This window comes from Streptomyces sp. NPDC058257, assembly GCF_042881845.1.
Lineage (GTDB): Bacteria > Actinomycetota > Actinomycetes > Streptomycetales > Streptomycetaceae > Streptomyces.
The window spans coordinates 39290-64050 of sequence record NZ_JBHVXJ010000014.1 but is presented as its reverse complement, the minus strand read 5'-3'; the positions used below and the strand labels follow the sequence as shown (position 1 = coordinate 64050).

The following is a 24761-nucleotide window of genomic DNA, read 5'->3' as shown; positions in this document are numbered from 1 at the left end:
AAAGCCATGATGGGTCCGGCACACTCACTGTCGGGAGCGGCGGCCTGGCTGGGCGTCGGGGCGGCCGCGACAGCCGCGGGGCACACGATGCCCTGGCCGGTCCTGCTGGTCGGAGCCCTGATCTGCGCCGGGGCCGCGCTCGCGCCCGATCTCGACCACAAATCGGCGACCATCTCGCGGGCCTTCGGACCCGTCTCCAGAGGTCTGTGCGAGATCGTCGACAAGCTCTCGGCAGCCGTCTACAAGGCGACGCGCAAGCAGGGCGACCCGCGCCGGGCCGGGGGGCACCGCACCCTCACGCACACCTGGCTGTGGGCCGTCCTCATCGGCGCGGGCTCCTCGGCCCTCGCCATCTTCGGCGGCCGCTGGGCGGTCCTCGCACTGCTCTTCATCCACATGGTGCTCGCCATCGAGGGCCTGCTGTGGCGTGCCGCGCGGGGTTCGAGCAGCGATGTGCTGGTCTGGCTGCTCGCCGCGACGAGCGCCTGGATCCTCGCCGGAGTCCTGGACAAGCCCGGGAACGGAGCGGACTGGCTGTTCACCGCGCCGGGCCAGGAATATCTGTGGCTGGGCCTGCCGATCGTGCTCGGCGCCCTGGTGCACGACCTCGGGGACGCGCTCACGGTCTCCGGCTGCCCGATCCTGTGGCCCATCCCCATCGGCCGCAAGCGCTGGTACCCCATCGGGCCGCCGAAGCTGATGCGGTTCCGGGCGGGCAGCTGGATCGAGCTGAAGGTGCTGATGCCGGTCTTCATGCTGCTCGGGGGAGTGGGGGGCGCGGCCGCGCTCAACTTCATCTGAGAGGGGCGGGGCGTGGTCCCTCAGGCGCACCCCGCCAGTCCCTCCGTCAGCCCCTCCTCGTCGCCGTCGCGATACGCGGACAGCGCCTGCCGCAGGGCGGACGTGCCTGCTGCAGGGCGGACGTGCCGCGAATGGTGGCGGCACGTGCGGCCACCCCGTCATCGGCCTTCGGTGGTCGGCCGCTCTGCGCGAGCACCCGATCCAGCGGTGCCTCGCCGTGGCGGGCGCCGATGGCCGCGAGGTCCTCTGCCAGGTCGCCGAGCGCGACCTCGTCCCAGGCGACCACTGCGCTGAGCCGCGGCCACCCGTCGGTGTCCTCGCACAGCACGTTCTCCCCGTCGAGGCCGCCGTGCACCACCGCCCCGGTGGCGTGGGGGAGGCCGTCGAGCGCCGTGAGCTCCCGCGCGGCGCGCAGCCGCCCGGCGTCCGGCATCCCGGCATCCCGACATTCCGCATGAGGCCGAACAGCTCCGCGCGGACGCCCGCCGCGAAGAGCCGTCACCCGCCCTCGGGCGCATGCGGCAGCGCCGCCCGTACGTACGCGTCGGTGCCCGCCTCAGCCAGGCCGGTCAGCAGCGTGGAGTACTGCGCCGCGACCGACGCCGCCAGCGGGGGTGGACCGGTGTGCCATCCGGCAGAGGCCCTCCGGGACTCGGGTGAGCACCAGGTAAGGCGGCTCGTCCGTGCCGCGCGCGCCGCCGGTGAGCAGGGGCTCCGGTGTCCGGAAGCCGAGGTCGAGCCCGGCGAGCACGCGCAGGCCAGCCGCCCGCGCGGTCAGCCGGGCCGCTGCCGCCTCGGTGCGGGCGAACCGCACCACCAGGCCCTTGCCGATCGCAACACGGAGGAACTGTCCTTGGATGAGGGGCAGTTCGGCCACTATGTCGTCTGGCGGCAGTCGACTCAGCAGCGCGTGATGCGATACGCCAGGCACGAAGCTGGACGGACCCAGGGCCGGGCCCTGACCCGCCCCTGACCCCGCCCCTGACCCCGACCGTGACCGTGCCCCCCACCCAGTCCCTCGCCCACCGCCCGGGCGTCCTATCCATGCCAGGACCGCCAGAGCGCGGCGTACGCGCCCCCCGCCCCCACCAGCTCGTCGTGGCTGCCCAGCTCGCTGATCCGGCCGTTCTCGACCACGGCGATGACGTCCGCGTCGTGCGCGGTGTGCAGCCGGTGGGCGATGGCCACGACGGTGCGGCCGTCCAGGACGCGGGCGAGGGAGCGTTCCAGGTGGCGTGCCGCGCGCGGGTCGAGGAGCGAGGTCGCCTCGTCGAGGACCAGCGTGTGCGGGTCGGCGAGTACGAGGCGGGCCAGCGCGATCTGCTGGGCCTGCGCCGGGGTGAGGGCGAAGCCGCCCGAGCCCACCTCGGTGTCCAGCTCCTCACTCAGAGCCCGAGCCCAGCCGTCCGCGTCGACCGCGCCGAGCGCGGCCCACAGTTCGGCGTCCCGCGCCCCGGTCCTCGCGAGCAGGAGGTTGTCGCGCAGGGAGCCCACGAAGACATGGTGCTCCTGGTTGACCAGGGCCACGTGGGCGCGGACCTCCTCCGCGGGCATCGCCGAAAGCTCCGCTCCGCCCAACGTCACGTGACCGTTCCGCGGTGCGTAGATCCCGGCGAGCAGCCTGCCGAGCGTGGACTTGCCCGCGCCGGACGGGCCGACCAGGGCGACCCGCGAACCCGGCTCGACCGCGAGCGACACCTCCCGAAGGACATCGACGCCCGCGCGGTAGCCGAAGTGCACGTCGTCCGCGAGCACATCGCGTCCGTCCGGAGTGGCGGAGCCCTCTCCCGAGTCCGGTTCGATGTCCCGTACGCCCACGAGCCGGGCGAGCGAGACTTGGGCGACCTGCAGCTCGTCGTACCAGCGCAGGATGATGCCCAGCGGATCGACGAGCATCTGCGCGATCAGGGCACCCGTGGCCAGCTGGCCGACGCCGATCCAGCCCTGCAGGGCGAACACGCCGCCGATCATCAGGACGGAGCAGAGCACGAGGGTGTGGGTGAAGGTGATGACCGGGAAGAGGACGGAACGCAAGTAGAGGGTGTGACGTTCCCACGCCGTCCACTCCTTGATGCGGCGCTCCGACAGCTCCACGCGGCGCTCACCGAGCCGGTGCGCCTCCACCGTGCGCCCCGCGTCGATGGTCTCGGCGAGGGCGGCGGCGACGGCGGCGTACCCGGCGGCCTCCGAACGGTAGGCGGAGGGCGCACGCTTGAAGTACCAGCGGCAGCCGACGACGAGGAGCGGCACGGCGACGAGGATCGCGGGCGCAAGCGGCGGCGCGGTCACGGCGAGACCGGCGATGAGCAGAGCGGCCCACACCACGCCGATCGCGAGCTGCGGCACCGCTTCCCGCATGGCGTTCGCGAGGCGGTCGACGTCCGTGGTGATCCGCGACAGCAGATCCCCTGTCCCGGCACGCTCGAGCACGCCCGGCGGCAGCCCGACCGAACGGACGAGGAAGTCCTCGCGCAGATCCGCCAGCATCCGCTCACCGATCATCGCGCCGCGCAGCCGCACCTGATGGACGAAGACGGCCTGGACGAGAAGGGCGACGGTGAAGAGCCCGATGGTGCGCCCCAGATGCAGGTCGCGGGCGCTGTCCGTGACGTTCTCGACCAGATCGCCGAGCAGATAGGGACCGGCCATGGAGGCGACCACGGCGCAGGTGTTGACCGTGATGAGCAGGGCGAAGGCCCGGCGGTGCCGCCTGACCAGTTCGCGTACGTAGGCTCCGACCGTCGCGGGCGCGCCGACGGGCAGGGTGTCCGCGGTGGTCGGGGCCGCCGGGTCGTACTCCGGTGGCGCCAGGCCGATCATGCCGTCTCCTCGATGTCGATGTTGATCTCGATGTCGGTCGTCCTTGTGCCGGTCTCCGTGCCGGTCTCCGTGCCGGTGGGAGCCTGAGGCGCCTGTTCCTCGTCCGTCTCGCGCGTCACGACGGCCCGGTAGCGCGGCTCGCTGTGTACGAGCGCGCGGTGTTCGCCCACTGCCACGACCTCGCCCTCATGGAGGAAGACGACGCGTTCGGCCCGGTCGAGGAGCAGCGGCGACGATGTGAGGACCACGGTCGTACGTCCCTTGCGCAGTCCCTTGATGCCCTCGGCGACCCGTGCCTCGGTGTGCGAGTCGACGGCGGACGTCGGTTCGTCGAGCACGAGGACGCCCGGGTCGGTGACCAACGAGCGGGCCAGCGCGAGCCGTTGCCGCTGTCCGCCCGACAGGGAGCGCCCGCGTTCCGTGACATGGGCGTCCAGCGGGGCCTCGTCCACCGAAGCCTGCGCCAGGGCCTCCAGGACGTCCGCGCACTGCGCGGCCTCCAGAGCCTCGTCGGCGTCCACCGCTCCCGACGCCGGTACGTCGAGGAGCCCCCGGAGCGTGCCGGAGAGCAGGACCGGGTCCTTGTCCTGTACGAGGACGGCGGTGCGGGCGGTGGCCAGCGGCACCTCGTCGAGGGGTACCCCGCCGAGCAGCACGGACGGCAGCTTCTCCGCGTCGTCGAACGCCGCGTGCCCGCCGAGGCGTTCGGCGAGCCGCCCCGCCTCGTCCGGGTCGCCGCACACGACGGCGGTCAGACGGCCCGAGGGGGCGAGAAGCCCGCTCACCGGGTCGTAGAGATCACCGGAGGGGGTTTCCACGTGGTCGCGCTGCTCGCCAACGGTCGGGGTCGTGCCGTCCGGCAGCCCGCCCCCCGCATGCGTCGTGCGCTGGAGCGAGAGCACGCGGGCGGCGCGCTTGGCCGAGGGGCGCGAGAAGCTGTAGGCCATCGCGATCTCCTCGAAGTGCCGCAAGGGATAGGTCAGCAGCGTGACCGTGCTGTAGACGGTGACCAGTTCGCCGACGGTGATCCGGCCCTCGCGGGCCAGGTGCACGCCGTGCCAGACGACCACGATGAGGAGCAGCCCCGGCAGCAGAACCTGGACCGCCGAGATCACCGCCCACATCCTGGCGCTGCGTACGGCTGCCGTACGGACCTCCTGCGAGGCGCGGCGGTAGCGGTCGAGGAAGAGTTCCTCGCCGCCTATGCCCCGCAGTACCCGGAGCCCGGCGACGGTGTCCGATGCCAGTTCGGTCGCACGCCCTGCCTTCTCCCGCTGGTGGTCGGCCCGCCGGGTGGCGCGCGGCAGCAGAGGCAGTACGGCGAGCGCGAGTACCGGGACGCCCACCGCGACGACGATGCCGAGAGCGGGCTGGTAGATGACGACGCCCACGCAGACGAGCAGGACCGTGAGCGCGGCAGCCGCGAACCGTGAGACCGCCTCCACGAACCAGCCGATCTTCTCGACGTCACCGGTGGAGACCGCGACCACCTCACCGGCGGCGACGCGCCGCGTGAGCGCCGAGCCGAGCTGCGCGGTCCTGCGGGCCAGGAGCTGCTGGACGCGGGCGGCGGCGGTGATCCAGTTGGTGACCGCCGTGCGGTGCAGCATCGTGTCGCCCAGGGCGATGGCGATGCCGAACAGCGCCATCACCGCGCCCGCGAGGGCAAGCCGCCCTCCGGAGCGGTCGATCACGGCCTGCACGGCGAAGCCGACGAGGTACGGGAGCACCGCGATGGAGCCGAAGTGCAGGAGACCCCAGGCAAGGGATTTCAGCTGGCCGCCGAGCTGGTTGCGTCCCAGCCAGCGCAGGAAGTGAGGTCCCGAGCGGGCATCCGGCATGCCCGGGTCGGTGAACGGAAGATCGCGAATCTGCATGACGTGTGACGTCCCAGGGTCGGGGTCGGAGAGGCGGACCGTCGGTTCGGCGGAGCGTGCCGGCGTGAACGGACGGTGGTGCACGGGCGGTGGTGCGCGGGCGGTGATGAACGGACGGTGGTGCACGGGCGGCGTGAACGGATGGTGATGAACGGGCGGTGGTGCACGGGAGGTGGTGAACGGGTGCTGCGAAAGAGGTGACAAGCAACGACGACAGGCGACAAGCAGCGGTAACAGGCGGTGAAAGGTTCGCCTCGGACGGTGGTGCGAAGCAAACGATTTTCCGTCGGGGAGTAAAGATTCGGCCCCTTCTCCGCCCGCGGCCGGGCGCCGGGACGGCTCACGTGATCCGGGTGCGACCATGGACGGATGCGTATAGCTGGTGCGGTGCGAGCGGTGGCTGCCTTCGCGGCCTGCGGTGTTCTTCTGACGTCCTGCGGAAGTGCGGACGACGGGGGGAAGGGTGACGTGGGCACGGACCAGGCGAACAGGGCCGAGCCGTCTGCGACGACCGACCTCAAGAGCATCCCCGACGTGGGCGACCGCCTCCAGAACAAGATTCCCAAGAACTCACGGCAGGTCGTCGCGGTCTACGGGGAGGGCGAGGACTCGGCGAAGTCCACGGTCGTCCTGTACACGAAGTCCGGTTCGACATGGGACAAGACCCGTAGCTGGGCCGCGCACAACGGCAAGAAGGGCTGGACCGCCGACCACCGGGAGAACGACAAGCGCAGCCCCGTCGGCGTCTACTCGCTCACCGACGCGGGCGGTGTCCTCGCGGATCCCGGCGCCGGACTCCCGTACACCGAGAGTGCCTCGATGCAGGCGCCGCACTACTGGTCCAAGTCGCACTGGCACGACTTCGACTACGTCATCGCCATCGACTACAACCGTGCCAAGGGCACCCCGCCCAACGACCCGACCCGCCCCCAGGGCCAGTCCAAGGGCGGCAGCATCTGGCTGCACATGGACCACGGCAGCGGTACGTCGGGCTGTGTGAGTCTGTCCAGGACGGGCATGGAGTATCTCCTGAAGAAGCTCGACCCGAAGCAGCATCCGGTCGTGGTGATGGGCGACAAGGGGAATTTGAAGGCCTAGCCCCCGCGACTCCCTCGGGCTCCTCAAGACCTCCTCGGAACTCCTCGGAACGCATTGCGGTGATCGTCGACTCGCCGTAGAACTCCCCCATGAGAAGACGCGTCATGTCCATGCTCGCCGGGGTCACCCTTGCGGCGAGCACCCTCTTCAGCGCGGGTCCGGCAGCGGCCGACACGCCACCACCGGAGTTCGGCAACGACTGGCACGACCCGATCACGGCCGCCCCGCCCGTTCCGAAGCCGCACACCAAGTCGTGCGAAGTGAGTGTCGCGGAGGCGCAGTTCAAGGACTTCACGCCCTATGAGGGCGCCTACAGCCCGCCCGCCAAGTGTGGTGCGGGTGACTGGGGCAAGGTGGTCCTCCGCCTCGACGGCAAGGTCAAGGGGCGGCAGTACGACCGCCTCGGCTATCTCCGCATAGGCGGCGTCGAGGTCTTCCGTACGTCCACTCCGGAGCCGTCCGCCGACGGCATCACCTGGTCCGTGGAGAAGGACGTCACGCGCTACCGAGAGACCCTGGGGCGCGACCAGCGGGTCGAGATGCTCATCGGGAACGTCGTCAACGAGACGTACACGGGCGTCATCGACGTGAAGGCGACCCTGACGTTCTACGCGGCGCGGAACAGCGGCGCGAAGCGCGAGCGGACACCACCCGACCGTGTCCTGCCGCTGGGCGACGGCACCACCCTCACCACCCCGCGCAACAGCGAGCGCATCGTCGCCGAGGTCTACGCGACGGGCTCCGGCGGCGGCTGCGATGAGTACTGGTATCTGACGGTCCCGGACGCGGCTCCGTACTCCTGCAAGGCCGAGGACGGGCCCTACCGCGAGGTGCAGGTCACGGTCGACGGTCAACTCGCCGGTATCGCCACGCCGTTCCCGACCGTGTGGACGGGCGGCTGGTCCAACCCCTTTCTGTGGTACGTGATTCCGGGCCCGCGCGCCTTCGACATCAAGCCCATCGAGTACGACCTGACGCCCTTCGCCGGGCTGCTCAACGACGGCCGTCAGCACCAGGTGGAGGTGTCCGTCGCGGGCAGGCCGGAGGCGACGGCCGGCTGGCACACGCCGACCAACATCCTTGTCTGGCAGGATGAGAAGCGCGAGCACGTCTCCGGCAAGCTGACCGGACACACGGCGAGCGACCTCGCCAACAAGGCGACGTATACGCCCGGTTCACCCGAGCGCGATCACCGTCTCGACACCAAGGGCAGCCACCGGCTCAGCGTCTCGGGATACGTCGACACCTCCCACGGCCGTGTCGAGACGACCGTCAGCCGCGCGCTCGCCAACACCTCCGTCCACCGCTGGACCGGGGGCGAGTCCACCGACGCGCTCAAGTCCACCTGGACGGACCGCGAGACGGTCACCACGGACGGACGCGCGACCCGCACCGACCGGACGTACTCGATGGACGGTACGACGACGCTCGGCGCCGGTGACCGGCTGCGCACCGAGATCTCCCTCGGCGACCGCGCGGAAACCGTGATCACGCACGACGGCCGCCGCACTCGTTCGGTGACCGACGACCGCTACGACGGCGACGCGACGTACACCGCCAACGTCCCCCGCGAGGACCGGCACGCCGTCGGCGCGTCCCGTGAGCGCTACCGCGTGTACGGCGACGGCGGCTGCTACGACCGCACGCTGGCCACCGAGCAGGGAGCCCTGACGGTGAACAGGCCGCGCTGCTGAAGGACCGGCCCATACCTGTCCTTCAAGGGGCGGTCGGGGTCACGAAGGCGGTTCCGAAGAAGCCCCCTCCGTGCGACGACCGCCCCTTGAAGCGTTCCGGAGCCTTCTCCTCCACCCCGGAGCCCCTTGCTCCGCTTCGACGGTTTGGAGCATGGTCCAAGATTTACGCCGATGTGATCTAGAGGTCTTTTACGGAAGCGCCCACTCCGCCATAGTGGCGCCTCGCGGAAGGAAAGTTCCGTATGGCAGAAGTTAATTGAAGCCTCACTACAGGAGTGCCCGTGCCGCAGTCCGTACCGTCCATACCGCGACGCGTAGCACGCACATTGCGAACCTCACTGTTCGCGCAGGTCGCCTGCGCGTTGGTGATCGGAGTCCTCGTCGGACGGCTGTGGCCCCATGCGGGCACCGCCGTCCAACCGCTCGGCGACGGCTTCGTACGTCTCATCAAAGCGATGATCGCCCCGCTCGTCTTCTGCGTGGTCGTCGCCGGAATCACCAAGGCCGGAGACCTCAAGGCCTTCGGCCGCATCGGGATCAAGGCCCTCATCTGGTTCGAGGTCGCGACCACGGTCGCCCTCGTCGTGGGTCTGCTCGCCGGAAACCTCGTCAGCCCCGGCGCCGGAATGAACGTGGATCCCTCCAAACTCGACGCGTCCGCCGTCGACGCGAAGACCGGCGGCGGTGAGCTGCCCTCGACCAGCGAGTTCCTCCTGCACTCGCTCCCCGACAGCGCCATCGGCGCCTTCGCCGAGAACTCGCTGCTCCAAGTCCTCGTCCTTTCCTGCCTGGTGGGCGCGGCCCTGTTGCATCTCGGCAACACGAAGGTCCCCGCGATCCTGCCCGCAATCGAGCAGGGTCAGGAGATCGTCTTCGCGATCGTCGGCTTCATCATGAAGCTGGCGCCTCTCGCCGTCTTCGGTGCGACCGCGCATCTGGTGGGGGAGTACGGCATCGGCGCCCTGTCGACGTACGGCAAGCTCATCGGTGTCTGTTACGCAGTGGCCCTGATCTTCCTCGTCCTGCTCGGCGTCGCCCTGAAGGTGCTGACCGGCCTGAGTCTGTGGAAGTTCGTCCGTTACACGCGCGAGGAGATGCTGCTCGCGCTCGGCACGGCCTCCAGCGAGGCCGTCATGCCGCGGATGATGCAGAAGCTGCGCCAGGCGGGCTGCCGCGACGACGCGGTGGGCCTTGTCCTGCCGACGGGATACTCCTTCAACCTCGACGGCGCTTCGATCTACCTCTCCATCGGTACGCTGTTCATCGCGCAGGCCGTGGGAGTGGACCTGAGTCTGGGCCAGCAGATCACGGTCGTCCTCGTCCTGATGCTGACCAGCAAGGGCATGGCGGGCGTGCCCGGTTCGGCGTTCCTCGCGCTGTCCGCGACCGCCTCCGCGCTAGGCGTCATCCCCGCGGGCGCGGTCGCCCTGCTGCTCGGCGTGGACCGCATCATGGACGCCATGCGCGTGGCCACGAATCTGCTCGGCAACTGTGTCGCCGTCTTCGTGGTCTCGCGCTGGGAGGGCGCGTTGGACACGGCGCGGGCCAAGAAGGTCCTCTCCGGAGAGATCACCTTCGTACCGGAACAGGCGGAGCCCGCCGAGGCGGCCGAGGCGGCCAAGTCGGCGGAATCGGCGGAATCGGCCGCACCGGCCGAGGAGCCCGGCAGCGCCGCTGGAGGCACCGCCGGGCCCAAGGCACTTACGCCTTCGGCTTCTGCGAGTCCACTCCCGGCCGAGCCTTCTTCCACAGACCGCGAGTGAAGTCCGGGATCGCCTGCGGCGCGCCCTTCGCCTTGATCGACAGATGGCTCAGGGGGACGGGCGACGTCCAGGTCGCGGCGTCGTAGACGTCGAAGTCGGGCACGAGGCCGAGCTGCATGGTCTGCATCAGGCGGAAGATCATGATGTAGTCCATGCCGCCGTGCCCGCCCGGCGGATTGGAGTGCTCCTTCCACAGCCAGTGGTCGAACTCCGCGGCGTACTTGCCGAAGTCGCCCCACTCGTCGTTCGTGTGGTCCGGCTCGATGTAGATGCGCTCGGGGTAGTCCTCGAAGACGCCCTTGGTGCCGCCGAGGCTGTTGATGCGGCTGTAGGGGTGGGGGGTCGAGACGTCGTGCTCCAGACGGATGACCCGCCCCTTCGCCGTCTGGACGAGGCTGATGGTGCGGTCACTCTCGATGTACGTCTCCTTCCAGCTCGGGTCGCCCGCGGGCATGTTCGCCTTGCGGTACTCGGCCAGGCCGAGGGCGGGCGTACCGAAGCTGGAGATGTGCGTGACGCGGTCGCCGCGGTTGATGTCCATGTAATTGGAGACCGGGCCGAAGCCGTGGTTGGGGTAGAGGTCGCCGCGCAGCCGCGTGTGCCACAGGCGCCGCCACGGACCCTCGTAGTAGTCCGGGTCGAACATCAGGCCGCGCAGGTCGTGGTTGTACGCGCCGGCGCCGTGCAGCAGATCGCCGAACTTGCCCGCGTGGGCCATACGCAGGACACGCATCTCGTTCTTGCCGTAACAGCAGTTCTCCAACTGCATGCAGTGTCTGCGGGTCCGCTCGGAGAGGTCGACCAGTTCCCACAGCTGGTCGAGCTGGAGCGAGATGGGACACTCCACGCCGACGTGCTTGCCGTTGAGCATCGCCGTCCTGGCCATGTCGAAGTGCCAGTCCCAGGGCGTCGCCACGTACACGAAGTCGATGTCCCCGCGCTTGCACAGGTTCTCGAAGTCGTGATCGCCCTTGGTGTACGTCGCCGGGGCGGGCTGGCCCGCGGCGGTGACCTTCTTCGCGGCGGCCGCGGTCTTGTCCTTGACCGGGTCGCAGAGCGCGACGACCCTCACTCCCGGGATCGCCAGGAAAAGATCGATCATGCTGCCGCCGCGATTGCCGAGCCCGACGATGCCGACACGCACCGTGGAGCGCCGCTCGAACGGTACGCCGACCATGGTCTTGCCCTTGCGCGGCGGCGCCTCGGCGGCCGAGGCGACAGCGGCGGGCGCACCCTGCGGGGCTTCGGCGTGGGCCGTGCCGCCGGCGAGGGCGCCTAGGCCGAGCCCGGCCCCGGCGAGGCCCGCGGTGCGGAGTACGGCGCGGCGGGATGCGCCGTCGGGAAGGTCGGCAAGGTCGTCAGGGGTCGCGGACTCGTCGGACTCGTCAAAGTTCGGTATCGCGTGCTCGTCGTGCATCGGACCTCCGTGGCTTGGATGCCTGCGCTGGAACGGATGCAACCCTGATAGGGGGAGAGGCGTGGCGCAAGGGACCGAAGTGGCCAGGGAGTTGGATTTATTTCGCGTCCGGTCTCGGGGACCTCGTTTCTGGGGCGCCGTTGCTCACGGACGCGTCGCGCGTTCCAGCTCCAGGAGTACGGAGTAGTAGGCGCGGCCTGTGGCGTGATCCATGCCCACCTCGCACATGCGGTTCGCCGAGAGGTGTGCGTCGAAGGCGCGGGCGGTGACCTCCGCCGCCTCCTTACGGGTGGCCGACTCGGTCAGCTCCTTGTGCAGCATGCCGCGGTCACCGGCGAAGGCGCAGCAGCCCGCGTCGTCCGGGACCACCACTTCGTCCGCGCAGGCCTCGGCGACCGCGCGCAACTGGGCCTCGTCGCCGAGGTGGCTCATCGAGCAGGTGGGGTGCAGGACGGCGGAGCCGACCGTCCGGTGCACGGTCAGGTGCGGGAGCAGCTCGTCCGCGGCCCAGACGAGGGAGTCGACGACGTTCAGCTGCCGGTGCAACTGCCGGTTGTCGGCGGTGAGATAGGGCACGACCTCGTGCGCGATGCCGAGCGTGCAGGACGAGGCGTCCACCACCAGGGGCAGCCTGCCGCCCGCCGTCCAGCCCCAGGCCGCTTCGACGATGCGGTTGGCCATCACCGTGTTGCCCTCGTCGTACCCCTTGGAGTGCCAGATCGTGGCGCAGCACGTCCCCGAGACATCGTCCGGAATCCAGACGGGCCGCCCCGCGCGCGTGGAGACGGCGGCCACGGCCTCCGGCAGCGAGCGGTCACCGGGGCTTGCGAAGATGCGGTTGACGCACGCCGGGTAGTAGACGGCGCTCGCGCCCACGCGTGTGGTGCGCGGCAGCTTGCGGGCGGCGGCTCCCGGGATGTCCGGCAGCCACTCGGGGACCAGATCGGGGCGGACGGCCTTGCGCGCGGTGCGCGTCACCGTGGTCAGGAGCCGGTCGTTGATCCGGTCGGCGGCGGCCACCGCGAGCCGGGCGGCGGCCTCGACCGCCTTGAAGTTCCTGGCGGTGAAGGCGGCCACCTTCTCCTCGCGCGGCGAGTGCCGTGCGCGGCGGAAGTCCTTCATCAGGGCGCCCGTGTCGATGCCCACCGGGCAGGCCAGTTTGCAGGTCGAGTCGCCCGCGCAGGTGTCCACGGCGTCATATCCGTACGCCTCCACGAGTCCGTCCTCGACCGGGGAACCGGGCGTCTGGCGCATCATCTCGCGGCGCAGCACGATCCGCTGGCGCGGAGTCGTCGTCAAGTCCCCGCTGGGGCAGGTCGGTTCGCAGAACCCGCACTCGATGCAGGGGTCCGCGATCAGCTCCACCTTGGGGATCGTCTTCAGGCCGCGGAGGTGGGCCTTCGGGTCGCGGTCGAGGACGATGCGCGGGGCGAGCACTCCGTCCGGGTCGATGACCTGCTTGGTGCGCCACATCAACTCCGTGGCCTTCGGCCCCCATTCGAGCTCCAGGAACGGGGCGATGTTGCGTCCTGTCGCGTGCTCGGCCTTGAGTGAGCCGTCGAAGCGCTCGACGGTGAGCTTGCAGAATTCGTCCATGAACGCGGCATAGCGCTCCACGTCCGCCGGCAGGCCCGCGTCGAAAGCGAGCAGGAAATGCAGATTGCCGTGCGCCGCATGCCCCGCGACGGCCGCGTCGAAGCCGTGCCGCGTCTGCAGCTCAAGGAGGGCCTCGCAGGCGTCGGCGAGCCGGGAAGGCGGCACCGCGAAGTCCTCCGTGATCAGCGTCGTCCCGGAGGGCCGAGAGCCGCCGACCGCCGTCACGAACGCCTTACGGGCCTTCCAATAGGCCCCGATCGTCTTCGCGTCGCGGGTGAACGCGTTGGTCACCGAGTCGACCGGTGCGACGAGTTCGAGTCCGTCGACGACCTTGGCCGCCGCCGCTTCGTACGCCTCCTGGCGCGCCTCGTCCGGTGCGCGGAACTCCACCAGGAGCGCGGCCGTCGACTTCGGGAGCCGCGCCCAGTCGGCGGGCACTCCCGCGACGCTGGTCGACGCGCGCAGGGTGTTGCCGTCCATCAGCTCGACGGCCGGCGCGCCCGCCTCGTTGAACAGCGGGACGGCCGCGGCCGCCGCGGGAAGCGACGGGAAGAAGAGCAGGGCCGTGGTGACCTTCCGGTCCAGCGGAAGCGTGTCGAAGACGACCTCCGAGATGAACCCGAAAGTGCCCTCGGAGCCGACCATCAGGCCGCGCAGGATCTCGACCGGTGTCGCGCCGTCCAGGAACGCGTCCAGACGGTAGCCGTTCGTGTTCTTGATCTCGTACTTGGCGCGGATGCGGGCCGTGAGCTCCTCGTCCGCCTCGATCTCCCGTCTGATCGTCAACAGGCCCTCGCACAGGTCCGGTTCGGCATGCGCCAGCTGCTCGTCGGCGTCCGGCTCGGCCGTGTCGACGACCGTGCCCGTCGGCAGGACGAAGGTCAGCGAGGCCACCGTGCGATACGAGTTACGGGTGGTGCCCGCCGTCATCCCGGACGCGTTGTTCGCGACGACCCCGCCGATCGTGCAGGCGATGGCGCTCGCCGGGTCGGGGCCCAGGACGCGCCCGTGCCGGGAGAGCGTGGCGTTGGCCCGCAGAACCGTCGTGCCGGGAGCGATGCGCGCCTGCTCGCCGTCGCCGATGACCTCGACGCCCGCCCAGTGCTTGCGCACGTCGACCAGGATGTCCTCACCCTGGGCCTGGCCGTTGAGCGAGGTGCCCGCCGCGCGGAAGACGACCTCGCGGCTCCTGCCGTGCGCGTACGACAGGACGGCGGAGACGTCGTCGATGTCCTGTGCGACGACCACGACCTGCGGCACGAAACGGTAGGGGCTCGCGTCGGAGGCGTACCGCACGAGATCCGAGATCTTCGTCAGGACCTTGTCCGCGCCGAGGAGTGCGGTCAGCTCCGAGCGCAGCGGCTCGGGCGTGCCCTTGGCCTGCCGGTCCGGCACCCGGTCGTGGGCCGGACCCGCCGGTCGCGACGCGGGGCGCAGGGCTTTGGGCGTGGGCTCCAGCAACGGCATGAACTCTCCTCAGCAGCGACGGACGTCCGGCACATCGAACAGCGCGTTCAGCAGGCCGCCGAGCTGCTCGCGCTGCTCGGTGTCCAGTGGAGCCAGGATGTCCTCCGCGGCGGCCAGGCGCGCGTCGCGCAGCTCCCCGAGAGCCTTGCGGCCCGCGTCCGTGAGCTCGATGCGGATCACCCGGCGGTTGGTGGGATCGGGGACACGGCGCACGAGGTCACCGGCCTCCAGGCCGTCCACCAGGCTCGTCACGGCGCGCGGGACCACTTCGAGGCGCTGGGCGAGGTCGGCCATGCGCGGCGGCGCCTCGTAGTGCACGAGGGTGCGAAGGAGGCGGGACTGGGCCGGGGTGATGCCGGTCGGCACCAGATGGCGCTTCTGGATGCGGTGCAGTCTGCGGGTCAGTCGCAGCAGCTGTTCGGCGAGCAGTCCGTCGGCGTCCGGGGTGTTCATGCGGGAACATTATCAGGACCTTGTACATTGTGAGTATAGGTAACAGTGAGCTATGCTCCCTCAATCGTCATCGGCCGTACCCCGGCGCTCATCGTCGACCCGGCCTCCGACCGCCCTCGCCGGGCCGTGTGTGCGCCGGCTGCCGTCTCACCTCCCGTAGGAGCCCATGCGTCACGACGAACCCAAGTGGACACCGCAGCCCCAGGCCCCCGGCCAGGAGGAGCAGCCGCGGCAGATCCGCCGCATCCTGCGCCTCTTCCGTCCCTACCGCGCCCGCCTCGCGATCGTCGGCCTGCTCGTCGGCGCCGCATCCCTGGTCTCGGTCGCCACCCCCTTCCTGCTGAAGGAGATCCTCGACACCGCGATCCCGCAGGGACGGACGGGCCTGCTGAGCCTGCTCGCCCTCGGCATGATCCTCAGCGCGGTCGTCACCAGCGTCTTCGGCGTCCTGCAGACCCTGATCAGCACGACGGTCGGGCAGCGCGTCATGCACGACCTGCGCACCGCCGTCTACGGCCGACTGCAGAGCATGTCGCTCGCCTTCTTCACCAGGACCCGCACCGGTGAGGTCCAGTCCCGCATCGCCAGCGACATCGGCGGCATGCAGGCGACGGTCACCTCCACCGCCACCTCCCTGGTCTCGAACCTCACCAGCGTGATCGCGACGATCGTCGCGATGCTCGCGCTGGACTGGCGCCTGACGGTCGTCTCGCTGCTCCTGCTGCCCGTCTTCGTGTGGATCAGCCGCCGGGTCGGCCGCGAGCGCAAGAAGATAGCCACGCAGCGGCAGAAGCAGATGGCCGCGATGGCCGCCACGGTCACCGAGTCGCTCTCCGTGAGCGGCATCCTGCTCGGCCGCACGATGGGCCGCTCCGACTCGCTCACCAAGTCCTTCGCCGAGGAGTCCGAGCAACTGGTCGACCTGGAGGTCCGCTCGAACATGGCGGGGCGCTGGCGCATGGCCGTCATCTCGATCGTCATGGCCGCCATGCCCGCCGTCATCTACTGGACCGCGGGCCTCGCCTTCCAGCTGGGCGGCCCGACGGTCTCGATCGGCACGCTCGTCGCCTTCGTCTCGCTCCAGCAGGGCTTGTTCCGGCCCACCGTGAGCCTGCTCTCCACCGGCGTGCAGATCCAGACCTCGCTCGCGCTCTTCCAGCGCATCTTCGAGTATCTGGACCTGCCCATCGACATCACCGAGCCGGTGCGCCCGGTGCGCCTGGACAAGGTCAAGGGCGAAGTCCGTTTCGAGGACGTCGAGTTCCGCTACGACGGGGACGACGGACTCAGCCGCCCGATCCTCGACGGCATCGACATCACCGTCCCCGCCGGAGGCAGCCTGGCCGTCGTCGGCCCCACCGGCTCCGGAAAGTCGACCCTCAGCTATCTCGTGCCGCGCCTGTACGACGTCACGGGCGGCCGCGTCACGATCGACGGCGTCGACGTGCGCGACCTCGACTTCGACACGCTGGCCCGGGCGGTCGGCGTCGTCTCCCAGGAGACGTATCTCTTCCACGCGTCGGTCGCCGAGAATCTGCGCTTCGCCAAGCCCGACGCCACGGACGAGGAGCTGATCGCCGCCGCCGGCGCGGCCCAGATCCACGACCACATCGCGTCCCTGCCCGACGGGTACGACACGGTGGTCGGCGAGCGCGGCCACCGCTTCTCCGGAGGCGAGAAGCAGCGCCTCGCCATCGCCCGTACGATCCTGCGCGACCCGCCCGTGCTCATCCTGGACGAAGCGACCAGCGCTCTGGACACGCACACCGAGCACGCCGTGCAGGAAGCCATCGACGCCCTGTCCGCCGACCGGACGACGCTCACCATCGCCCACCGGCTCTCCACGGTCCGCGGCGCCGACCAGATCGTGGTCCTCGAAGCGGGCCGGAGCGTCGAGCGCGGCACCCACGAGGAGCTCCTGGAGAGGGACGGACGTTACGCCGCCCTGGTGCGGAGAGACGCCCAGCTGGAGCCCGCGACATGACGATATGCATCGAATGTCCGCATTTGCAGGATAATGTGCCTGCATGCTGCAGACCAAGACTCCGCGCCGGGGCACGATTCGACTGACGCGTCGGGGCCGGATCGCCCTGATCGCGACCGGAGCCGTCGCGGCGGTCACCGCCGTGGCGGTACCGCTGCTGCTCCCGGACGACAGCGGACGCCCCGAGTCGCTGACCATCCCGGAGGGCTGGCGTTCGGGCCAGGTGTACGGGGCTGTCGACAAGGCACTCGGCGTGCCGGCCGGCACCACGAAGAAGGCCATTCCCAAGGCCGATCTCAAACTCCCCAGTGACGCGGGCGGGAACCCCGAGGGCTATCTCTTCCCGGCCACGTATCCCATCGGTGACAAGGCGACTCCCGCGTCCGTTCTGTCGTACATGGTGAACACGTCCACCAAGAAGTTCGGCGGCAGCCAGGTCACCGCGGGCGCCGACCGCAACGCCGTGAACGTCTACCAGACCGTCACCATCGCCAGCATGATCGAGGCCGAGGCGGGCTCCAAGGCGGACATGGGCAAGGTGGCCCGTGTCATCTACAACAGGCTCGACCAGGGCATGCCCCTGCAGATGGACTCGACGATCAACTACGCCCTGAACCGCTCGACGCTCAACACCCGAGACCGCGACACGAAGATCAACAACCCCTACAACACCTATACGCGCATGGGCCTGCCCCCCACCCCGATCGGCAACCCCGGCGAGGAGGCGATGCGGGCGGCGACCAGCCCGGCGCAGGGTGACTGGCTGTACTTCGTCACGGTGAAGCCGGGGGACACCCGCTTCACTTCGAGCTTCGAGGAGCAGCAGAAGAACGTGGCGGAGTTCAACAAGAACAAGGGCAAGGGCGGGGACGAGCAGCAGCGGGACAGTTAGGAGCCCGGGAGTCCTTCCCTTGACCTCGATCGCACTTGAGGTGTGAGTGTCTGCCTTGACCTCATCGCAGACTCTGGGAGGACCGACCATGCTCGCACCGATGTCCGCACCGTTCCCCGACGTCCGGCGCGCCGACGCCGGCACGATCCTCGTCAGCTCCTGGATCGTGCCGGCCCCGGACGTCCAGCGCCGCGCCGCCGACCTCGTGATCGAGGAGTGGGAACGCCAGGAACGCCCGGCCGCGATGCTCTCGCTCACCACGTTCCTGAGCGAGGACGGCTCGCACGTTCTCAACTACGCCCAGTGGACGGATGACGACGCCCACCGGGAATGGGTACGAGACCGGCGGCCCGCTGCCATCGGCAAGATCGATGAGACACTCCCGGGCATCGAGCGCCCCGGTGTCGTGCGCTACGCGCTGTACCGCAGCTACGCCCCACGGGAGAGCGCGCCCCGGCGTCCGGGGGCACTCGTCACGCCCACCTTCGATACGCGGGGACCGGAGGGCCAGCGCGCCCTGAGCGACGCGGTCATCGGCATTCTGGAGCGGATCCGTCCGGCCGGGCTGCTGGGGGCGCACTTCCATGCGAGCAAGGACGGTCGACGGGTCCTCAATTACGTGGAGTGGCAGGACACGGAGGCCTGGCGGCGATTCGCCGATGACGGCGGCACGAACGAGCTGCGCACGGTGATCGGCACCCTTGAGGGCGTCACTCCGGCTCACTCCCGGCTCGACGTGCCGCGCTATCGCCCGTACAGGAGCCTGGAGAACGTCCCGGCCCCCTGAGCCGACCGTCAGGGACGCACCCTCGCGTCACACCGTGACCGGCGCGCCCGCAAGGAGCCGCCGGATGTCCCGCACCGCGGCCCGCCCCGCACGGTTCGCGCCGATCGTGCTGGCCGACGGCCCGTAGCCCACCAGGTGGATGCGGGGGTCGGCGGCGGCCCGGGTGCCCTCGATCCGGATGCCGCCGCCCGGCTCGCGCAGCCGCAGCGGCGCCAAGTGCTCGATCGCCGCCCGGAATCCGGTGGCCCAGAGAATGGCGTCGGCGTCGACGCGCCGCCCGTCGTCCCACTCCACGCCGCTCGGCGTGATGCGGTCGAACACAGGGAGCCGGTCGAGCACCCCGTCGGCCCGCGCCCGCCGGATGGCGTCATTGACGGGCAGCCCGGTCACGGACACCACACTCCGCGGCGCGAGCCCCTGGCGCACCCGCTCCTCGACCATGGCGACGGCCTCGCGCCCCCAGTTCTCGTCGAACGGCCCTTCACGGAAGACGGGCGGCCGACGGGTGACCCAGGTGGTCCCGGCGGCGTACGGAGCGATCTCCATCAGATGCTGGGTGCCCGAAGCCCCGCCGCCCACGACGATCACCCGCTGCCCCTCGAACGCCTCGGGCCCGGGATAGAAGGCCGTATGCAACTGCCGTCCACGGAAGGTGTCCTGCCCCGGATAGCGCGGCCAGAAAGGGCGGTCCCACGTACCGGTGGCATTGATCAGGGTGCGGGTCGCCCAGGTCCCGGCCGACGTCTCCACAAGGAGCCGCCCGCCGTCGCCCTCGCGTACCTGGTGTACGTCGACGGGCCGGTGCACCCGCAGATCGAAGCGCCGCTCGTACTCCTCGAAGTACTCCCCGATGACCTCCGACGAGGGCCGTGCGGGATCGGCCCCGGTCAGTTCCATGCCGGGAAGCTGGTGCATCCCGTGCACTTTCCCGTACGTGAGCGAGGGCCAGCGGAACTGCCAGGCGCCGCCCGGCCGGGGCGAGTGGTCAAGGACGACGAAGTCCCGGTCCGGCTCGAAGCCGGCCCTGCGCAGGTGGAAGGCGCTGGACAGGCCCGCCTGCCCGGCGCCGATGACGACCGCGTCCACCTCGTGTGCCGCTTCCTGCGCCGCCTCTTGTGCCGCTTCGATTCCGGCCGCGTCCCGTGCCCCGATGTCGTTCACGCTTCTACTAACTCCATCGGGGCCAGGGATCTTCCCTCACCGGAGCGCGGGTCAGCGTCCGCCCGCCACCAGGAGCGGCGCGCCGCCCGGAGCCGAGGCCGGACGCCCGTTCGCCGCGGGTGCCCCGGTCAGCTGCGAGGCCGGAATCCGGGGCAGCAGCCCACGCGCCGCCAGATCCGGGATCACGCCCTCGCCGAACCAGTACGCCTCCTCCAGATGCGGATAGCCCGAGAAGACGAAGTGCTCGACACCGAGCGCGTGATACTCCTCGATCCGGTCGGCGACATCCGCGTGGCTGCCGACGAGCGCGGTGCCCGCGCCACCCCGTACGAGACCCACGCCTGCCCACAGGTTCGGCGAGATCTCCAGCTTGTCCCGGGAGCCGCCGTGCAGCGCCAGCATCCGCTGCTGGCCGACGGACTCGCTGCGGCCGAGCGCCTGCTGGGCTGCGGCGACGGTGTCCGGGTCGAGGTCGTCGAGCAGCCGGTTCGCGGTGGCCCACGCATCGGCGGCGGAGTCGCGCGAGATGGTGTGCAGCCTGATCCCGAACCGGACCGTACGCCCCCGCTCCTCGGCGAGCCCGCGAATCCAGTCGATCTTCTGCTTGACCTGCTCCGGCGGTTCACCCCACGTCAGATAGACATCCGCGTGCCGCGCGGCGACCGGCCCGGCCGCCGCGGACGAACCACCGAAGAACACCTCCGGCAGGGGATCCGGCGGCAGCGCGGTGAGGCCGCCCTCCACGTCGTAGTGCTCGCCGTGGAAGTCGAAGGGCCTACCGCCCCACACGCCCCGTACGACGGACAGGAACTCGTCGGTACGGGCATAACGGTGATCGTGGTCGAGATGGTCGCCGAAGCGCCGCTGCTCGGTCGAGTCGCCGCCCGTGACGACGTTCAGGAGCAGGCGACCGCGCGTGATGCGCTGATACGTGGACGCCATCTGCGCCGCCAGCACGGGGGAGATGACGCCGGGCCGGAACGCCACCAGGAATTTGAGCCGCTCCGTGTGCTGCGCCAGCGCGACCGTCGTCAGCCAGGCGTCCTCGCACCAGGTGCCGGTCGGGGTCAGCACCGCCTCGAAACCCAACTGCTCGGCCGCTTTGGCGATCTGGATCAGATAGTCGATGTCGGGGGCCCGAACCCCGCTGACCGGGGTGACACGGGAGCGCTTGACACCGCCGTCGGTGTAGGCGTGCCGGTCGACGAGGGTGCGACCGTCGCCGCCGGTCGGCAGGAACCAGTTGAGGTGGACGGTCATCGTCAGGACTCCTTGCCGTACGTGCGCGGCTCGCTGGTCGAGGGCGGCAGGTCGCGGTTGAAGCGGGTGTCGACGAAGTCGCCGAAGTCGATGCGCCGCGGGATGAGCTTCTGGTCGGTGAAGGTGTCCGCGATCTCCTGCTCGGAGGTGATCACGTTCTTGTCCACGGCCACCGGGACCCGCGTGCCGTTGCTGCGCTTGACGGCGGCGAGCGCGGCCTCGTAGGGCAGGCCGGTGTCCTTCGCCCAGACCTTCGCCCATGCCTCCGGGTGCTTGTAGACCCATGCCTGGGCCTTCCGCAGCCGCTTGAGGTAGTCGTCGATCGCCGCGGACTTCTTCTTGTCCTTGAGCGCGTCCGGGGCCGCCACCTGGAAGTTGAGACCGTTCACCAGGCCGTCGCCGTCGGTCAGGATGCGGCCCTTCTTGCTCTCGAGAACCTGCGATGTGTACGGGTCCCATACCGCCCAGGCGTCCACCTTGCCGCTGGTGAACGCGGCCAGCGCGTCGGCGGGCTGCAGATACTTGACCTTGACGTCCTTGAGGCCGAGACCCACCTTCTTGAGGGACGCGATCAGCTGATAGTTCGCCGACGAACCCTGGGTCACGGCAACGGACTTGCCCTTCAGGTCCTCGGCCTTCTTCAGGGACGAGCCGTTCGGGACGAGGATCGCCTCGCCCGACGCGGTGCCGTGGCTCGCGGCCACGACGGAGATCTTCGAGTTCGCCCCGGCCGCGAAGACGGGCGGCGTGTTGCCGACGGCTCCGACGTCGACGGCCTTGGCATTGATGGCCTCAAGGAGGGGCGGCCCGGAGGTGAAGGTGGACCAGTGGATCTTGTACTTGAGGTCGTCGAGCTCCCCGGCCGCGCGCAGCACGGCCTCCGAACCGCCCTTCTGGTCCCCGACGTCGAGGGTGAGTGACCCCTTGCCGTCGGTCCTTCCGCCCGCGCCCGCGGACGAGGTGCTGGCGGAGGGGGAGCCGGAGCATGCGGCGAGCAGCAGGGCCGGGGGGAGGAGCAGGGCGGGGGCGGCGAGGTGTCGTCGCATGGTGAGTCCGTTCGGTCTGTTCGTGGTGTTCACGGGGAGGGGGATTCGGGTGCTGGTTCAGGCCGAGGCGGCTTCGGGGGAGAGTTCGGGGGAGGCATCCGCGTCGACGCCCAGGCGCTGCAGAAGCTCGGCACGCAGCTCGGCGAAGCGCGGGTCGGAGATGCCGCGCGGCCGCTCGATGTCGATCTCCGCCTCGTGCGCGATGACCCCGTCGTCCATGACGAGCACCCGGTCGGCGAGGAGTACGGCTTCCTCGACGTCGTGCGTGACGAGCAGGACAGCGCAGCCGCGCCGCTGCCACAGCTCGTCGACGAGGCGCTGGGCCTTGATGCGGGTGAGCGCGTCGAGCGCGCCGAACGGCTCGTCGAGCAGCAGCAGATCGGGCTCACGCACCAGGGCGCGGGCCAGCGAGGCGCGCTGGGCCTCTCCGCCGGAGAGCGTCTTGGGCCACGCGTTCGTACGGCGCCCCAGGCCGACCTCCTCCAACGCCCGCTCGGCGACGGCGCGTTCGGGATTCCCCTTGAGGCCGAGCAGGACGTTGCGCCACACGCGCTTCCAGGGCATGAGCCGGGGTGCCTGGAACGCGACGGCCTTGCGGCGCGGCACGAGGACCGTCCCCTCGATGTCCCGGTCGAGCCCGGCAAGGATGCGGAGCAGGGTCGACTTGCCGCAGCCGCTGTGCCCGAGCAGCGCCACGAACTCGCCGGGGCGCACGTCCAGGTCGAGCTGATCGATGACGGCGCGCCCGTCGAAGGAGCGGGTGAGACCTTCGACCCGTACGGCCGAATTGGCCCGTGCCGTGGGGGTGGTGGCCGCGGCGGCAGCGGGAGCGGTGGGGGTCACCGGCCGGTGAACGTCGGTCGCCATTGCAGCAGCAGCCTTTCGAGGGTGCGGACGATGAAGTCGGCGATGAGGCCGAGGAAGGCGTAGACGATCAGGCAGACGACGATCACATCGGTCCGCAGGAAGTCACGCGCCTGGACCATCAGGAAGCCGATCCCGGCGTCCGCGTTGATCTGCTCGGCGAAGACGAGGGCGAGCCAGGCGATGCCGAGGGAGTACCGGAGGCCGGTCATCGCACCCGGCAGCGCTCCCGGCAGGATGACGTGGCGCACAAGACCCCACCGCGAGAGTCCGAGGGATTCCCCGGCCTCGATGAGCTGCGAGTCGACCCCGCGGATTCCCGCGTACACGTTCAGATAGAGCGGGAACGTGACGCCGAGCGTGATGATGGCGACCTTGGGCGCCTCGCCGATGCCGAACCAGATGATGAAGAGCGGGATGAGCCCGACGAAGGGCACGGTGCGCAGCATCTGCACGCTGGCGTCGACGAGATCCTCGCCGACGCGGAAGAGCCCCGAGATGAGCGCGAGCGAGATCCCGACGACGGTGCCGAGCAGCATCCCCACCGCGACCCGCTGCAGTGAGACCCCCATGGCGGAGGTCAGCGAACCGTCGCCGAGGAGGTCACGGCCGACGCCGGCGATGGTCCCCGGCGAAGCGAGGATGTCCTGGCTCAACGCTCCTGTGGAGCTGAGGAGTTGCCACAGGGCGAGGAGCGCGACGGGCCCGGACGTGCGGCGTAGCCAGCGGGGGACGCGGGCGCGGCGGGTGGAGGCGGGAACGATGGGGACGAGATCGGGCTCGGCCGCCCGGGCGTCTTCGGTGCCATCGCTGTCTCTGGCGTCCTGGGCGTCCTCGGAGGGAGCGTCGGACTTGGATATACCCGAAATGTCGGACTCGGAGTCCGGTGGTGCATGGCTGATGCTCATGGGTGCTCCACGGCAGGAGGGAGGGAAGCCCGCAAGGCCTACGCGAGGGACGGCGAAATCAACCGCGCGAAGGCATCAGGGCAGAGAAACGCAGAGGGTGAAAAGCGGGCTGAGGCTGAGAGGGCGTCAGCAGCCGCGACGACACGCAGCAGAAGCCACCCGCAGCAGGTCGATGTGACCGCGCGTGGTGAGCAGAGCTGAACGCAACATGCCGCTGAACGTAGCCAGATCGTCAGCGTACGGTCAATGCCGTCTCGAAAGGCGGACGCCGCGTATCAGCGAATGGGAGAGACGTGAGGGAGGATGGACCCATGTCCGACGCTTTCACCACCCGTGTCCTGAACGTCACCACCGGCTCGGCCGAGAAGGTCTTCGACCTCACCGACGCCGTCCAGAGCTTCCTGAGCGAGGCGGCGTCCGGCCGCGACGGCCTCCTCAACGTCTTCGTCCCCCACGCGACCGCCGGCATCGCGATCCTGGAGACGGGCGCGGGCAGCGACAACGACCTGCTGGCCGCGCTCCACACCCTGCTCCCGGCCGACGACCGCTGGCAGCACCGCCACGGCAGCCCCGGCCATGGCCGCGACCACGTCCTTCCGGCACTTGTGCCGCCGCATGCGACGTTGCCGGTGCTCGGGGGGCGGCTGGAGCTGGGGACGTGGCAGTCGGTGTGTCTGGTGGACACGAACCAGGACAACCCCGACCGTCAGGTGCGGTTGAGCTTCCTGGGCTGACCGAGACCGCCTGGCGCCTGTCGTGGGTGTAGGCGACGGAGCCGTCCCTCCCACCTCCGGCAGGGGGCCGGCTTCCGTTCCGGCCACGTTGAGCCGCAGGCTCGGACCCGCCCGGCCCGCGGGCTGCCCGAGATTACGA

The 24761-nt window shown here is 70.2% G+C and carries 19 protein-coding genes and 1 pseudogene; 8 read left to right on the top strand and 12 right to left on the bottom strand.

Translation table 11 applies throughout. From position 1 onward, the window contains the following. Window positions 1-6 precede the first annotated feature (6 nt). Window positions 7-801 carry a metal-dependent hydrolase gene (locus tag ACFVXC_RS28910; protein ID WP_389910778.1) on the top strand — a complete coding sequence of 265 codons (795 nt, stop codon included), beginning with the start codon at window positions 7-9 and terminating at the stop codon, window positions 799-801. A gap of 20 nt (window positions 802-821) precedes the next feature. Here ACFVXC_RS28910 and ACFVXC_RS28905 read toward each other — a convergent pair. The 3 genes and pseudogenes from ACFVXC_RS28905 to ACFVXC_RS28895 all read right to left on the bottom strand — a co-directional run bounded on the left by ACFVXC_RS28905 (window position 822) and on the right by ACFVXC_RS28895 (window position 5498). Next, window positions 822-1732: pseudogene (locus ACFVXC_RS28905) on the bottom strand (phosphotransferase family protein). Window positions 1733-1839: 107 nt separating this feature from the next. Beyond that, on the bottom strand, window positions 1840-3621 hold the full coding sequence (locus tag ACFVXC_RS28900; protein WP_389910775.1) for an ABC transporter ATP-binding protein: 1782 nt from the start codon (window positions 3619-3621) through the stop codon (window positions 1840-1842). Beyond that, on the bottom strand, window positions 3618-5498 hold the full coding sequence (locus ACFVXC_RS28895; protein ID WP_389910772.1) for an ABC transporter transmembrane domain-containing protein: 1881 nt from the start codon (window positions 5496-5498) through the stop codon (window positions 3618-3620). Before ACFVXC_RS28895 ends, ACFVXC_RS28900 begins: the two co-directional genes overlap by 4 nt. Window positions 5499-5867: 369 nt before the next feature. Between ACFVXC_RS28895 and ACFVXC_RS28890 the strand changes: the two genes are divergently transcribed. The 3 genes from ACFVXC_RS28890 to ACFVXC_RS28880 all read left to right on the top strand — a co-directional run bounded on the left by ACFVXC_RS28890 (window position 5868) and on the right by ACFVXC_RS28880 (window position 10053). Then, window positions 5868-6596, top strand: coding sequence for a L,D-transpeptidase family protein (locus ACFVXC_RS28890; protein ID WP_389910769.1), 729 nt, complete (start codon window positions 5868-5870; stop codon window positions 6594-6596). A gap of 89 nt (window positions 6597-6685) precedes the next feature. Then, the gene (locus ACFVXC_RS28885) at window positions 6686-8290 is read left to right on the top strand and encodes a peptide-N4-asparagine amidase (protein ID WP_389910767.1); all 1605 of its coding nucleotides are present in this window, start codon (window positions 6686-6688) and stop codon (window positions 8288-8290) included. A 281-nt stretch (window positions 8291-8571) separates the two neighbouring features. Next, entirely contained in the window at window positions 8572-10053 is a 1482-nt protein-coding gene (locus tag ACFVXC_RS28880) for a cation:dicarboxylate symporter family transporter (protein WP_389910765.1), read from the top strand. Here the strand turns inward: ACFVXC_RS28880 and ACFVXC_RS28875 are convergent. The 3 genes from ACFVXC_RS28875 to ACFVXC_RS28865 all read right to left on the bottom strand — a co-directional run bounded on the left by ACFVXC_RS28875 (window position 9992) and on the right by ACFVXC_RS28865 (window position 14986). Beyond that, a complete protein-coding gene (locus ACFVXC_RS28875) occupies window positions 9992-11470 on the bottom strand; it encodes a Gfo/Idh/MocA family protein (RefSeq protein ID WP_389910762.1) in 1479 nt (492 codons plus the stop codon). The genes ACFVXC_RS28880 and ACFVXC_RS28875 overlap by 62 nt on opposite strands. Before the next feature lie 144 nt (window positions 11471-11614). Beyond that, window positions 11615-14533: an FAD-binding and (Fe-S)-binding domain-containing protein gene (locus ACFVXC_RS28870; RefSeq protein WP_389910759.1), complete on the bottom strand. Its 2919-nt coding sequence runs from the start codon at window positions 14531-14533 to the stop codon at window positions 11615-11617. Window positions 14534-14542: 9 nt separating this feature from the next. Beyond that, the gene (locus ACFVXC_RS28865; RefSeq protein ID WP_389910756.1) at window positions 14543-14986 is read right to left on the bottom strand and encodes a MarR family winged helix-turn-helix transcriptional regulator; all 444 of its coding nucleotides are present in this window, start codon (window positions 14984-14986) and stop codon (window positions 14543-14545) included. Window positions 14987-15152: 166 nt separating this feature from the next. Here ACFVXC_RS28865 and ACFVXC_RS28860 point away from each other — a divergent pair, with 166 nt between their 5' ends. The 3 genes from ACFVXC_RS28860 to ACFVXC_RS28850 all read left to right on the top strand — a co-directional run bounded on the left by ACFVXC_RS28860 (window position 15153) and on the right by ACFVXC_RS28850 (window position 18649). Further along, complete coding sequence (locus tag ACFVXC_RS28860; RefSeq protein ID WP_389910753.1) at window positions 15153-16970, top strand: ABC transporter ATP-binding protein; 1818 nt, start codon at window positions 15153-15155, stop codon at window positions 16968-16970. Window positions 16971-17016: 46 nt separating this feature from the next. After that, on the top strand, window positions 17017-17862 hold the full coding sequence (gene mltG, locus ACFVXC_RS28855; protein WP_389911127.1) for an endolytic transglycosylase MltG: 846 nt from the start codon (window positions 17017-17019) through the stop codon (window positions 17860-17862). A gap of 100 nt (window positions 17863-17962) precedes the next feature. Then, on the top strand, window positions 17963-18649 hold the full coding sequence (locus ACFVXC_RS28850) for an antibiotic biosynthesis monooxygenase (RefSeq protein ID WP_389910750.1): 687 nt from the start codon (window positions 17963-17965) through the stop codon (window positions 18647-18649). 27 nt (window positions 18650-18676) lie between these two features. On the opposite strand, the gene ACFVXC_RS28845 is transcribed toward ACFVXC_RS28850, so the two are convergent. From ACFVXC_RS28845 to ACFVXC_RS28820, 6 genes are all read right to left on the bottom strand, one after another. Continuing rightward, window positions 18677-19777: an NAD(P)-binding domain-containing protein gene (locus tag ACFVXC_RS28845; RefSeq protein ID WP_389911125.1), complete on the bottom strand. Its 1101-nt coding sequence runs from the start codon at window positions 19775-19777 to the stop codon at window positions 18677-18679. An 84-nt stretch (window positions 19778-19861) separates the two neighbouring features. Next, window positions 19862-21070 (bottom strand): LLM class flavin-dependent oxidoreductase, encoded by a 1209-nt coding sequence (locus ACFVXC_RS28840; protein ID WP_389910747.1) that lies wholly within the window; start codon window positions 21068-21070, stop codon window positions 19862-19864. A gap of 2 nt (window positions 21071-21072) precedes the next feature. Further along, complete coding sequence (locus tag ACFVXC_RS28835; protein WP_389910744.1) at window positions 21073-22116, bottom strand: ABC transporter substrate-binding protein; 1044 nt, start codon at window positions 22114-22116, stop codon at window positions 21073-21075. 57 nt (window positions 22117-22173) lie between these two features. After that, the gene (locus ACFVXC_RS28830; RefSeq protein WP_389910741.1) at window positions 22174-22983 is read right to left on the bottom strand and encodes an ABC transporter ATP-binding protein; all 810 of its coding nucleotides are present in this window, start codon (window positions 22981-22983) and stop codon (window positions 22174-22176) included. Beyond that, on the bottom strand, window positions 22956-23888 hold the full coding sequence (locus ACFVXC_RS28825) for an ABC transporter permease (RefSeq protein WP_389910738.1): 933 nt from the start codon (window positions 23886-23888) through the stop codon (window positions 22956-22958). The genes ACFVXC_RS28830 and ACFVXC_RS28825 overlap by 28 nt, the downstream gene beginning before the upstream one ends. Before the next feature lie 126 nt (window positions 23889-24014). Further along, a complete protein-coding gene (locus tag ACFVXC_RS28820) occupies window positions 24015-24098 on the bottom strand; it encodes a putative leader peptide (RefSeq protein WP_349817350.1) in 84 nt (27 codons plus the stop codon). Window positions 24099-24199: 101 nt separating this feature from the next. On the opposite strand from ACFVXC_RS28820, the gene ACFVXC_RS28815 reads away from it, so the two are divergent. Continuing rightward, window positions 24200-24622 carry a secondary thiamine-phosphate synthase enzyme YjbQ gene (locus ACFVXC_RS28815; RefSeq protein ID WP_389910736.1) on the top strand — a complete coding sequence of 141 codons (423 nt, stop codon included), beginning with the start codon at window positions 24200-24202 and terminating at the stop codon, window positions 24620-24622. Window positions 24623-24761: the final 139 nt, after the last annotated feature.